The 12,754-nt window shown below is 33.3% G+C and carries 10 protein-coding genes; 2 read left to right on the top strand and 8 right to left on the bottom strand.

From position 1 onward, the window contains the following. Positions 1–9 precede the first annotated feature (9 nt). Both crcB and rluF read right to left on the bottom strand, forming a co-directional pair. Positions 10–381, bottom strand: a complete 372-nt coding sequence (crcB, locus tag WFZ85_RS04475; protein ID WP_342695083.1) for a fluoride efflux transporter CrcB — start codon at positions 379–381, stop codon at positions 10–12. Between the two features lie 7 nt (positions 382–388). Further along, positions 389–1,222 (bottom strand): 23S rRNA pseudouridine(2604) synthase RluF, encoded by an 834-nt coding sequence (gene rluF, locus WFZ85_RS04470; protein ID WP_342695082.1) that lies wholly within the window; start codon positions 1,220–1,222, stop codon positions 389–391. Positions 1,223–1,336: 114 nt separating this feature from the next. Here rluF and WFZ85_RS04465 point away from each other — a divergent pair, with 114 nt between their 5' ends. Continuing rightward, entirely contained in the window at positions 1,337–2,209 is an 873-nt protein-coding gene (locus WFZ85_RS04465; RefSeq protein ID WP_342695081.1) for a cyanophycinase, read from the top strand. A gap of 96 nt (positions 2,210–2,305) precedes the next feature. After that, positions 2,306–3,151, top strand: a complete 846-nt coding sequence (locus tag WFZ85_RS04460; protein WP_342695080.1) for an isoaspartyl peptidase/L-asparaginase — start codon at positions 2,306–2,308, stop codon at positions 3,149–3,151. Between the two features lie 72 nt (positions 3,152–3,223). Here the strand turns inward: WFZ85_RS04460 and WFZ85_RS04455 are convergent, their stop codons facing one another. The 6 genes from WFZ85_RS04455 to thrS form a co-directional block, all read right to left on the bottom strand. Next, on the bottom strand, positions 3,224–5,836 hold the full coding sequence (locus tag WFZ85_RS04455; RefSeq protein WP_342695079.1) for a zinc-dependent metalloprotease: 2,613 nt from the start codon (positions 5,834–5,836) through the stop codon (positions 3,224–3,226). Between the two features lie 153 nt (positions 5,837–5,989). Further along, positions 5,990–8,905 carry a M16 family metallopeptidase gene (locus WFZ85_RS04450; protein ID WP_342695078.1) on the bottom strand — a complete coding sequence of 972 codons (2,916 nt, stop codon included), beginning with the start codon at positions 8,903–8,905 and terminating at the stop codon, positions 5,990–5,992. A gap of 134 nt (positions 8,906–9,039) precedes the next feature. Next, a complete protein-coding gene (gene rplT / locus WFZ85_RS04445) occupies positions 9,040–9,384 on the bottom strand; it encodes a 50S ribosomal protein L20 (protein WP_298120274.1) in 345 nt (114 codons plus the stop codon). Between the two features lie 165 nt (positions 9,385–9,549). Then, complete coding sequence (rpmI, locus tag WFZ85_RS04440; protein WP_136151968.1) at positions 9,550–9,747, bottom strand: 50S ribosomal protein L35; 198 nt, start codon at positions 9,745–9,747, stop codon at positions 9,550–9,552. A 25-nt stretch (positions 9,748–9,772) separates the two neighbouring features. Next, positions 9,773–10,273 carry a translation initiation factor IF-3 gene (gene infC / locus WFZ85_RS04435; RefSeq protein WP_342695252.1) on the bottom strand — a complete coding sequence of 167 codons (501 nt, stop codon included), beginning with the start codon at positions 10,271–10,273 and terminating at the stop codon, positions 9,773–9,775. Between the two features lie 76 nt (positions 10,274–10,349). Next, positions 10,350–12,296, bottom strand: a complete 1,947-nt coding sequence (gene thrS / locus WFZ85_RS04430) for a threonine--tRNA ligase (RefSeq protein ID WP_342695077.1) — start codon at positions 12,294–12,296, stop codon at positions 10,350–10,352. Between the last annotated feature and the right edge of the window lie 458 nt (positions 12,297–12,754).

Here is a 12,754-nt window from a genome sequence, read left to right as displayed (position 1 = left end):
TTTTTGTTTTTATTTGGCAACGAATAGCCCTAACCAAACCGCAAAAAGACTTAGCAGTATACTGACTGCCATATAGGCAAAAGCAAGGATTGTATTGTTATTTTGTAACAGCGTTACATTTTCGATACCAAAGGCAGAAAAAGTGGTGAAGCCACCGCAAAATCCGGTTACTAAAAAGTATTTTAAATTGCTATTATCCAATGCGTTTTTTGTTAAAAAACCCATTAAAATCCCAATAAGAAAACAACCTATAACATTTACCATAAAAGTAGCTAACGGAAAGTGATTGGAATAAAATTTTGACACTAAAACAGTCGTCAAAAATCGGAGTACACTGCCAATTGCACCGCCAATAGCGATAAATAAAATGGTTTTTAGCATTTTTTAATTAGGGTCTAAGATTTCTTTTAATTCTAGGCGCCAATTTTGTAGACTTTTCATTTTTTCTTCCATCTTCCAACTTCCGACTTCCAACTAAATTTATTTTTGGCAAACTTGCTTCTTCTGTTTTACTCGAAGGTTCAATAAGTTTATTCAGTTGCTTTATTTCATCATCGGTTAAATCTCTATAACGACCTACATGTACATCGAGTGAAATATTTATTATTCGGGTACGTTTTAAAGCAGTAACTTCATAATCCAGGTATTCACACATTCTTCTAATTTGACGATTCAATCCTTGTGTCAAAATAATTTTAAATACAAATTTGCTGATTTGTTCCACTTTGCATTTTCGTGTTATCGTATCTAAAATAGGAATTCCATTACTCATTTTTTCGATAAATCTATCCGTAATTGGACGATTAACGGTAACAACATATTCTTTTTCGTGATTGTTTCTCGCACGCAAAATCTTGTTGACGATATCACCATCATTTGTCATGAAAATTAGTCCTTCACTGGCTTTATCCAATCGTCCTATTGGGAAAATACGTTTTGGATAATTGATATAATCTACAATATTATCTCTAACATTTTGGTTGGTAGTACATTCAATTCCAACAGGTTTATTGAAAGCTAAGTAAACTGGTTTTTCGGTTTTTTCACGAACTAATTTTCCATCTACACGCACTTCATCATCCATTGCTACTTTAGTGCCCATTTCTGGTACAACGCCATTAATGGTAATTCGTCCTTCTTCCAATAATTTATCGGCTTCGCGACGAGAACAAAATCCCGACTCTGAAAGAAATTTATTGATGCGTGTTTTGTTACTTTCCATAGTACAAATATAGTACAATTTCGATTTGCTACTTTTTGATAACTCGTTGATAAATTTACACCAAAAATGTAAAAAAAAGATGGTAGGTTTTCAGTTTTTGTTATTTTTACCAACATGAATATACAAGGAAAACTTATTATAATAGGTGGTGCTGTAGATAAAGGCAGTTTCACTGAAACTGATTTAGACAAAAGTGCTTCAAAAAATTTGAACTTCTTTGAGGAAGGTATTTTGAAACGCATTATTAAAGAATCAAAGAAAAAAGAATTATCAAGAATCGAGGTTATAACAACCGCTTCAAAAATTCCACGTGAAATTGGTCCTGAATATGTGAAAGCGTTTAATTATTTAGGAGCAAATAATGTGGATGTTATTCATATTGAGCGACGAGAACAAGCATCGGAAGATCAAATCTTGGATAGACTACTAGCAGCAGATGTTGTAATGTTTACTGGTGGCGATCAATTGCGATTGACCTCTATATTAGGAGGAACACCATTTGATGATATTTTAATTAAAAAATACCGTACTGAAGATTTTGTTTACGCTGGAACTTCTGCTGGTGCAGCCGCAGCTTCAAATAGCATGATTTATCAAGGTAGTAGTCATGAAGCTTTATTGAAAGGAGAAGTCAAAATTACCTCAGGTCTTGGACTGATTGACGATGTAATTATTGACACACATTTTGTACAACGAGGACGAATTGGACGATTATTTCAAGCTGTTGTTGGCAATCCAAAAGTATTGGGAATTGGTCTAGGTGAAGATACCGGATTATTGATTACTAATGGAAGACAGATGGAAGCGCTTGGTTCTGGATTAGTCATTTTAGTTGACGGTAGAGAAATAAAAGATACTAATTTAACGCAAGTAGAATTAGGACAGCCAGTTTCTATCAATCATTTAGTTACGCATGTAATGAGCAAAAATGACACTTTTGATTTAGACACATTTAAAATGACGATAAAAAGTTCTCAATACGTTTAATACTTGGTTAAACTCAACAAATAATTTTGGAAAACAGATTATAGAAATTATATCAATTTTAAATTTTCTCTAATCTGTTTTTTTTTACTTTACCTTATGTCAAAAATAATTATACACGGTGGATTTTTTTCTGAGTCATCAACTAATGTTGAAACTAAGGTAGCAAAACAACTAGCTTTACTTAGAATTGTGAAAGACTCTTTTGCTTATTTAGAAAAACATTCGGCAGTGGAAACAGTGGTTTATGCCACATCGCTTTTAGAAGACGATGCGCTGTTCAATGCAGGAATTGGTTCGCAAATTCAAAGCGATGGCAAAATAAGGATGAGTGCATCACTGATGGATGCCACTACCATGAAAATGAGTGGTGTGATTAATATTGAAGAAGTAAAAAACCCCATTCAAGTGGCCAAAGTGTTAATGACTGTTGACGATAGAATATTGAGTGGAGAAGGCGCAACTAATTTTGCAAGGAAAAATGGTTTTGAGCCATTTTCAACTGAAATTCCACAACGAAGAGCAGAATATGAGGCTAAAATAAAATCATTTGGTATGGGAACTGTAGGTTGTGTAGCTTTAGATAATAAAGGGAGAATTGCTGTCGCTACTTCAACTGGTGGTAAAGGTTTTGAAATCGTTGGACGCGTTTCCGACTCGGCGACTGTCGCCGGAAATTATTGCAACGAATTTTGTGGTGTTAGTTTAACAGGAGTTGGCGAAGACATTGTGAGCGGTGCGGTTGCCGCTAAAATAGTTACACGTGTTACCGATGGTTTTACGTTGGAACAAGCATTTGAAAAAACATTTGCAGAACTAAAACCTTTTGACGGATTTGCTGGAGCAATTGCCATTGATAATAAAGGAAATATGTATCACCAAGATTCTCATCCGAGCATGGTTTTTGCTAGTTTTGATGGAGAAAATGAAGTGGTATTTTTATAACTTGTACCTTCATAAAAAATTAAATCCCAGTTTTTAGCTGGGATTTAGTGTTTTAAAAAGGGCTTAAATTTTTCATTTTATGGCCAGCGCATTATCAATTAAAAATAGGATATAATTTCGATGTGCCTTCGTTGCTTCATCTGCAGATACCGCTGTTGTTAATAGTACTTTTATTTTCTTTAATGTTTGACGAGCAGCAGCTCTTGAAATATCGTCGTATCTATTTTTTGGGTCATTAACATTTGCAATGTCTATAACTCCTTTTACAAAATTAGTTTGTAGGTATTGACGTTGCATATTTACTTTTGTGGTTAAATCAGCTTTAAAAATTCCATTCACTAAATCACTCATCATTTCGGTTACTGAATAGGAATTGCCATATAAATTTGTATTTGATAATCGTAACAGCGTTCTTGGATGTATTACGTGTGAAAGAGCTGCCATTTGCATTGATAAATAAATATCATTTAGTTTTGGATCTTCTGTAGTTCCGCCAAAATTAAATCCGCGTCTTTGTAATTGTAAATACGGGTATAAAGCAACGTCTGCATTGAAAGCATTTGGTGCGAAAGCATATTTATTTAAAACTTCAATGGCTCTTTTTTGTTGTTCTTTTGATACAGGCGTAAATGGTTTTTGGGTTGTGTTTTGTCCAACATAACTTCTATCTACAAAAACGCCGCCCACATATCTGCTAACGACAGCATACATATTTCTTCTTTGGCCATTCAAAATTCCAAATCTATTTCTTAATTCAGCATAATTTTCGCCATTTTTACTGTACTTATCTTTAAGTTTTAGCATGACGTTGTTAACGATTTTAAATCTTTCCTCAGCATTACCGATAGCATCACTGCTTAAATCATTTATCATGACTCTAGGGTCAATTCCTGAACCTGGAGAGCGCATATCGTCGGCATCATTACCAAAAGCTAAACTTGGTTCCGAACTGCGACTAAGAATTTTATTCAATTCGACTTCTTCTGATTTTTCGTCAAATTCTTTGTAGCCATATTCGATAGCCCATAAATCATAAGGTCCAGGTTTTGTCGTATAATAATTACCTTGCTTTGTTCTGTCTAAAGAAAGGTTTATAGCAGGATAATCCATTACTGAACCTATTAGACCAATTTTTTCAGTAATTTCAGTATTGTGAAGTTCCGATGGCGCAAGCATTTGACTTGATTTCATATTGTGATTTAGTCCTAAAGTATGACCCATTTCATGGAGCATTAAATAGTATAAAAACTCTTTATGTACTTTGAGAATTGTTTTTGGGTCTTCATTACCAGTTTCTACTAAAGTTGTGCCTGCTAAAAATTGATTTTTCAATTCGTTGGCCATGGTACATGCTTTTCCATCTTTGTGAAAATGAGTTGCTAAATTGTCCTGATTTTGAACAGCTGCTGCAGAGAATAACTCATTATAAATAGGAGAGAAGCTTCCTGATTCCCATTCAACTGTTATATCTGCACCCAATATTTGACCAGTTCTTGGGTTTGCAAAACTAGGACCAATTGCACCGTAACTAGCGCTGGAAGACGATACCCAACGAATTACGTTATAACGAACGTCGGCTGCGTCCCAATCCACTACATCGGGCTGAATTTTCATAACAATAGCATTTTTAAAACCCGCTTTTTCAAATGCTTGGTTCCAACGATTTCCTGCTTCCATTATAGTTTGTCTGTATTCAAGAGGTGTGGTATTTTCAATCCACCAAACGATAGGTTCAACTGGTTCACTAATGGCCAACGATGGATCTTTTTTAGTCAAATACCATCGGTTAATGATGTCTTTATAAGGTGCTGCTTTTAAACTCGTTTTATCATCAATAGTTTGTCCAAAATAGCCAACGCGAGGATCATCTCTTCTTGATTTAAAATTATTAATTGGCATTTCTAAAAAAGTATGTTGCATTCGAACGCGAACATATCTGGCATCTGTTATAGAAGCATCACCACCATTTAACGGATTAGGATTGTCATAAGCAAGGTCTACAATTACATCTGTGTTATTAGGAAAAGAACGAACGTTGTGATATTTTGATTTAGCAGCATTAAAATTCCCTAGGTTAAACATTGCGCCAGGTTGCATTCCTGGCGGTGTTGTGGGCTTTACAGGATCTAGTTTTTCGCTCAGAAACAGACCATCAGCTGCAATTAAATAGCTTGTACTATCTTGCGCAATTACTTTTTCTGCTAGGAAAATAGCTTCAGCAATATCGGTATTTGCGGTTTTGCTAACAGGATTATTTTTATCGTAATAAAAATTTGTATTGACTAAGCCAAATTCAATTTTATCATTTGCTTTTTTAATCGTGATCACATTAGTATTGCGATGCATACTTTGATTTAAAAATAGCTCTGTCGGACCATTAATAGAAAAGCTTTGGTAGATAAATTCTTTTTCCAATTGGTTTTTTTTAATTAGAAGTTGCATGCTTCCCGTTACTGTATCTTGGTATATCGTAAACAAACCTTCAATTTTTTTACTACCTTTTACTTTATCTTTGATCGTAACTTTGGCTGCTTTCTTATCTTTAATTGAGTCTTTTTTAGCAACTTCAGCACTTTCTTTTTTATTTTTCTTTTTCTTTTCAGATTTTTCTTGCGCAAAGTTTGTGCTAAAGGTTAGTAGACATACTAATGATAAAATAGTTGTGAGTTTGAGTTTTGTCGTCATTTATAATGTTTTAATTTGGTTTTTAAAGGTTGTCTAAAATAATTATAATTGGTATCATTTAATTTATGTTGTGATTTTTTTAACGAATTTAGTAAAAACTAAAAAGCCTCAACTTTCGTTGAGACCTTTTATAAGTTTATTGAAACCTACTTTTTAGTAGTTAAAAATTTCTTCTAAAGTTACCTCTTGGATGTCGCCGAGTTTTTTTAACGCTTCAAAGTCAAGACTTTCTTTTTTTCCAATAATGGCGGTGTTGTATTTTTTAGTTTTTACTTCTTTATTGAAAAAATCATTTGTTGCATCTAGCGTTAGATTTTGAATGTTTTTGTACGTATCCTTTCGAACATCGTAATCAAAGCCAAGTTTTTTTAAGTTCATTTGATTGAAGAAAATATTTGTTTTGATTATTCTACTTGATGCAATTTGTTTCAAACTTGACTCTTTTGCATTATTAAATTGTTTTTCAATCTTTGGCATATCAGATAATAAAACTGAAATAGCATCTACTGCTTCTGGTAGTTTGTTTGCTTGTGTTCCAATTGTGACTTGCATATAATCGTTTAAGTTTTTATCATTGGCCATTCTATAACTTGCTCCAGCAGAATAGGCCAATGACTTTGACTCACGAATCTCCTGAAACACAATGGATGATAATCCTGATCCGAAATAAGAGTTAAAAACATTTACTGTTCCTGCTAAATCCATATTGAATTTAGCTCCTTTGGCAACTCTTGTCATTTCAGTTTGTACCATGTCATAATTTGCAAAATAGACCACATTATTTGTTTCTGCTTCAACATATACTTTTGGCGTTGGTATTGCTTTATTTGCATTTAGGTTGTGATTTTTTTCTAGTGCTTTTAAAATGGGACTTAAATCGCTTCCATAAAAGAAAATTTCATGTTCGTAACTGTTCAATCCTTTGATAATATCGGTCATTTCAGTAGCTTTCATTTCTTTCATTTCTTTTTCTGAAATAATATCTCTAAAGCGAGATTCTTTGCCATATCTGGCATAGTTTACTAATGCGTTGAGAATACTTTCTTTACGTTTTTTAGCATTTTGTCTATTATTTAAAATTGAAGTTACTTGTTTATTGTAAGCTTCTTGGTCTGGTTTTACATTTGCCATTAAGATTTCTAACAATGCAATACCTTTTGGTAAGTTGCTTTCTAAGCCTGTAAGTGTTATATAGCTGATGTCATTTCCAGCCGTCACAGAGTAGGACACTCCCAATTTATAAAACTCTTTCTTTACTTCTTCTGCACTTAATTTATCTGTTCCAAAATAGTCTAACATTCCCATTGCTAAAGACAATTTCTTATTGTGGTCTGTACCCATTTTGAAAATATAATACAGATTTGAAATGGAATTGGTCGTGTTTTTAACAAAGCTAATATTGGTGTTTTTAACTTTTTTGGTTTGAATTTCTTTTTTAAAATCAACAAAAACTGGTGTCAATTCGCTTGAGGTTAATGTAGCAAAGTCTTTATAAAATTCAGATTGTGCCTCTCTATTTAATTGAATAGGAGTGATTTTTGGGTTAGAAACGCGAACTAATTTGTCGTTGATACCTTTTCTCTTGTATACAATTACATAATTGTCTTTGAAGAAATCATTTGCAAATTTTACAATGTCATCTTTGGTGATTTTTGAAAATTCATTAATTTCTGATAATGTCTGTTCCCAACTTCTACCTTGTGTAAAACTTAAGTGCATGGCACTTGCTAAGCCATTAGTAGTTTCGAAAGTTTTCATTATATCAAGTTTTCTATTGTTGATAGTAGCTTGAATTAATGACTCGTCAAAATCTCCTTTTTTCAATTTTTCAATTTGCGAAAGCAATAAATCTCTTCCTTGTTCTAAAGTTTGACCTTCTTTAGTTGTTAACGTCAATCCAAAATATCCGTATTTATCAAAGGTAGTGGAAAAGCCCGAAGCATTTAGTGCTAATTGATTTTGCTCAATATTGATATCAATTAAACCAACACCGCCAGCATTGCTTAGAATTTCAGATGTCATGTCAGCTAGAATTGCCTCTTTTGTTCCAGTTCCCGAAGTTCTCCAAGCGATGTTTAATCTTTCTGCTGTAGGGCTTTTTACTTCGCGAGAGACAATATTAGTCATTGGTTTTTCTACCTTGTCATTTTTTACTGGAAGTTCTTTATATTGAAAAGCGCCAAAATATTGATCAACCATTTTAATGGTTTTATCAAAATCCAAGTCGCCAACTAGAACTACAGCCATATTATTGGGCACATAATAAGTATCAAAATAATTGTGAATGGCAACCATTGATGGATTTTTCAAGTGCTCTGATTTTCCTATGGTTGTTTGTGTTCCATAAGGCGTATCAGGAAATAAAGCAGCCATTAATTCAAAATTAACTAAACGGCCATCATTGTCTTGCGAACGATTAAACTCTTCATAAACTGCTTCCAATTCTGTGTGGAATAGGCGCAAAACTAATTCTGAGAAACGCTCCTTTTCAACCATCATCCATTTTTCCAATTCATTATTTGGAATGTTATTTTGGTACACTGTAGCATAAAGATTTGTAAACGCATTGGTTCCTCTAGCGCCTAGAGACGATATAAGTTTATCATATTCGTTGGCAACAGAGTATTTCGATGCTTCTTGTGAAACTTCATCAATTTGCTTGTAAATGGCTATCTTTTTGTCAGGATCGGTTTCTGCTTTATGTTTTTCATACAAATCAGAAATTTGAGCGATAAGTTTTTTTTCAGTTTCCCAATTTTGAGTTCCTATTTTACTTGTTCCTTTAAAAACCATATGCTCAAGATAATGTGCAAGTCCAGTATTGTCTGCAGGATCGTTATTAGAACCTGTTCTCACTGGAATGTAAGTTTGAATTCGTGGCTCATCTGTATTTTGAGCTAAATATACTTTTAAACCATTTTTTAAAGTATAAATTCTTGTGCCTGTTTTATCATTCTTGACAATTTCATAGCTGTAACCCTGTGTATCTTGTTTTTTTTCCGTTAGATTTGTTTGAGCTTGAGACATAAATGCAACTAGAAAGAAAGTTAGTTGGACAATTTTTTTCATATATTAAATTTTCGTTAAAAATAGTTAAACACTACAGGTTATGTTATAAAAGATATGTTAAAAAAAAATCGTCTCTTATTTTGAGACGATTTTATGTTTAGTAAGTAAGTTAAATCAAGGTTGTACAAACGTTTTTATTTCACTTTTTTCACAACAGCTTTAAAAGCTTCTGGGTGATTCATTGCTAAATCAGCTAATACTTTACGATTTAATTCGATACCGTTTTTCTTAACTAATCCCATAAATTGCGAATAAGACATTCCTTCTAAACGAGCTCCAGCGTTGATACGTTGAATCCATAAAGAACGGAAATTTCTCTTATTTTGCTTTCTATCGCGATAAGCATAAACCATCGCTTTTTCTACTGCGTTTTTTGCAACTGTCCAAACGTTTTTACGTCTACCAAAGAAACCTTTGGCTTGCTTCATTATCTTTTTTCTTCTTGCTCTTTTAGCAACTGAATTTACTGATCTTGGCATAATTTTTCTGTTTTTTTTGTAGTTGGCGTCCCGAATTTAATCAAGGGAACTTTAATGGCCACACTCCAAGGTTATTAAAATTGTTTTAACCTAAAGGTAAAAGTTTACGGTTTTCAGTCTCAGTTTACAGTATAAAAACTGCCAACTGCTCCTGTTCACTGACTACTAGATTATCCTTAATTGTTGTTTGATGCTTTTCTCATCTGTTGGGTGAACCAAAGCAGAATGAGTTAAAGCTAATTTACGCTTTTTCGATTTTTTAGTCAATATGTGACTTTTAAAAGCGTGTTTTCTCTTGATTTTTCCAGAGCCAGTTACTTTGAATCGCTTCTTAGCACTGGATTTTGTTTTCATTTTAGGCATTTTTTCCTAGTTTATTTAATTCAACTTACTTACTTTTTTTCTTTGGAGCAATGAACATAATCATCCTCTTTCCTTCTAATACTGGTAACGCTTCAACTTTTCCATATTCTTCAAGATCTTGTGCAAGTCTTAACAATAAGATTTGACCTTGTTCCTTGTAAATAATAGATCTTCCCTTAAAAAAAACAAATGCTTTTAATTTAGCTCCTTCTTTGAGGAATTTTTCGGCGTTTTTTCTTTTAAATTCATAATCGTGCTCATCAGTTTGAGGACCAAAACGAATTTCCTTTATAATTATTTGGGTTGATTTAGCTTTTAACTCTTTATCACGTTTTTTTTGTTGGTAAATAAATTTACCATAATCCATCAATTTACAAACCGGAGGAACCGCATTAGGAGAAATTTCAACTAAATCTACCTCAAATTGTTCGGCTAACCGAATAGCTTCACTAAACTTGAAGACACCTGGTTCAATATTTTCGCCTACTAAACGAACTTCATCTACGCCTCGAATTAAATTATTTATTCGGTGGGCTGCTGTTTTCTCTACTCGAGGTTGATAACCTCTGTTGCTTCTTATTGCTATGACTTTATTATTTTAGTTAAACTTCAAATGTTTTTAATGTTTTGGCAATTTCTTCATTTACAATTTTGGCAAATTCCTCAATTGTAACGGTTACATTACCTTTTCCTTCTTGACCACGACTGCGAACAGAAATGGTTCCATTTTTCTCTTCTTCCTCACCAACTATAAGCATGTATGGCATTTTTTGTATTTCAGCCTCTCTGATTTTTTTGCCAATAGTCTCGTTGCGATTATCAATTAGGGCGCGAATTTCGTGATTTTCTAGCAATTCTAAAACTTTTTTAGCATAATTTTCATATTTCTCACTCAAAGACAATATAATAGCCTGTTCTGGCATCAACCAAAGCGGGAAGTTTCCTGCGGTATGTTCTAGTAAAATGGCTATAAAACGCTCCATCGAACCAAAAGGTGCTCTGTGAATCATAACTGGTCGGTGTAATTTGTCATCTGCACCTTTATAGGTTAATTCAAAACGTTCCGGTAAGTTATAATCAACCTGAATAGTTCCCAGTTGCCAACTTCTTCCTAGAGCATCTTTTACCATGAAATCCAATTTTGGACCGTAGAAAGCAGCTTCACCATATTCAATTACAGTATTTAAACCTTTATCTGCAGCAGCATTAATAATTGCATTTTCAGCTTTTTCCCAATTCTCATCGCTTCCTATATATTTATCTCTATTTTCTTTATCGCGTAATGATATTTGAGCGGTAAAGTTTTCAAAACCCAACGAACCAAATACATATAATACAAGGTCAATTACTTTTTTAAACTCATTATCCAATTGATCTGGTGTACAGAAAATATGGGCATCATCTTGAGTAAATCCTCTAACACGTGTCAATCCGTGTAATTCTCCACTTTGCTCATATCTATATACGGTTCCAAATTCCGCATAACGCTTTGGTAAATCTTTGTAAGACCAAGGTTTAGTGTTGTAAATTTCACAGTGATGAGGACAATTCATAGGTTTCAATAGAAACTCCTCACCTTCAGCCGGCGTAGTTATTGGTTGAAAACTGTCAGCGCCATATTTTGCATAATGTCCAGAAGTTACATAAAGCTCTTTTTGACCGATGTGTGGAGTAACAACTTGTTCATATCCAGCTTTTTTTTGTGCTTTTTTTAAAAATTGCTCTAATCGATCTCTCAAAGCAGCACCTTTTGGTAACCATAAAGGTAAGCCCTGACCAACCTTTTGCGAAAAAGCAAACAAATCAAGTTCTTTTCCTAGTTTTCTATGGTCTCGACGTTTTGCTTCTTCTAATAGTTCTAGGTAGTCAGTCAAATCTTTTAGCTTAGGAAATGAAATTCCGTAAACACGAGTTAACTGTTTGTTCTTCTCATCACCACGCCAATAAGCTCCGGCAACGCTCATGATTTTCATAGCTTTAATAATCCCAGTATTCGGAATATGTCCACCACGACACAAATCAAAGAAATTAGCATGATCACAAAAGGTAATTGTCCCGTCTTCTAGGTTTGAAATCAACTCAGTCTTGTATTCGTTACCTTTATATAATTCCAAAGCTTCAGCTTTTGAAACCGCTCGCATTTTGAATTCATGCTTTTCTCTAGAAATTTCTAAAACTCTATCTTCGATAGCTTTAAAATCGGCGTCATTTATTTTGTTGTCGCCAAAATCAACGTCATAATAAAACCCATTATCAATTGCAGGTCCAAGCGTCAATTTAATACCATGGTATTTTTCCTCCAAAACCTGAGCCATAACGTGAGAAGTAGAGTGCCAAAAAGCTTTTTTACCTTCTTTATCATTCCAAGTATATAATATAAGGGAACCGTCGGTTGTCAATTCCGTCGAAGTTTCTATAGTTGCACCATTAAAAGCTGCCGAAATAACATTTCGCGCTAATCCTTCACTGATGCTTTTTGCAACATCTATCGGAGTCGAACCATGTACGAACTCCCTAACCGAACCATCAGGTAAAGTAATCTTTATCATTCGCTAAATTTTAAAAGAGGCAAATATAGTAGATTTAAAAAATACTTTCTATCTAAACTATACATATTATGAAAAAAGTAGATAATAATTTAAATTAAAGTTTTTTACTTAATAGATATGTGCTATTTATATTTTGTAAGTTTTTTTAATAGTCTATAAAATCAAAAATTAATTATAATAAAATCTTTAATGTTCTAAGCAAAGCGAAAGGTTTTCAGTTGTTTACAAAATAAAGTTAAAAAGGCTTTAAAATTATTTGGAATTAGATATGAATATTATATATATTTGCACCCCGCTAAGGGTCAGAAGTTCTTGATAAGTTTATAAAGTAATATTTTCAAAATAATTTTTAAAAAATAATTTTAAAAAAGCTTGTTAGGAAAAAAATAATGATTACTTTTGCACCCGCTTTGGGAATGAAAGTGGTATAAAAACAAGAAAATACGTTCATAGACATA

The organism is Flavobacterium aureirubrum, from assembly GCF_038739835.1.
GTDB lineage: Bacteria > Bacteroidota > Bacteroidia > Flavobacteriales > Flavobacteriaceae > Flavobacterium > Flavobacterium aureirubrum.
This window is presented reverse-complemented; position numbering and strand designations above follow the sequence as displayed.

Excerpts from the sequence above, each read along its gene's own strand:
- WFZ85_RS04450 (WP_342695078.1), bottom strand. The coding sequence starts at position 8,905 with ATGAAAAAAATTGTCCAACTAACTTTCTTTCTAGTTGCATTTATGTCT.
- crcB (WP_342695083.1), bottom strand. The coding sequence starts at position 381 with ATGCTAAAAACCATTTTATTTATCGCTATTGGCGGTGCAATTGGCAGT.
- WFZ85_RS04455 (WP_342695079.1), bottom strand. The coding sequence starts at position 5,836 with ATGACGACAAAACTCAAACTCACAACTATTTTATCATTAGTATGTCTA.
- rplT (WP_298120274.1), bottom strand. The coding sequence starts at position 9,384 with ATGCCAAGATCAGTAAATTCAGTTGCTAAAAGAGCAAGAAGAAAAAAG.
- rpmI (WP_136151968.1), bottom strand. The coding sequence starts at position 9,747 with ATGCCTAAAATGAAAACAAAATCCAGTGCTAAGAAGCGATTCAAAGTA.
- WFZ85_RS04465 (WP_342695081.1), top strand. The coding sequence starts at position 1,337 with ATGAATATACAAGGAAAACTTATTATAATAGGTGGTGCTGTAGATAAA.
- thrS (WP_342695077.1), bottom strand. The coding sequence starts at position 12,296 with ATGATAAAGATTACTTTACCTGATGGTTCGGTTAGGGAGTTCGTACAT.
- WFZ85_RS04460 (WP_342695080.1), top strand. The coding sequence starts at position 2,306 with ATGTCAAAAATAATTATACACGGTGGATTTTTTTCTGAGTCATCAACT.
- rluF (WP_342695082.1), bottom strand. The coding sequence starts at position 1,222 with ATGGAAAGTAACAAAACACGCATCAATAAATTTCTTTCAGAGTCGGGA.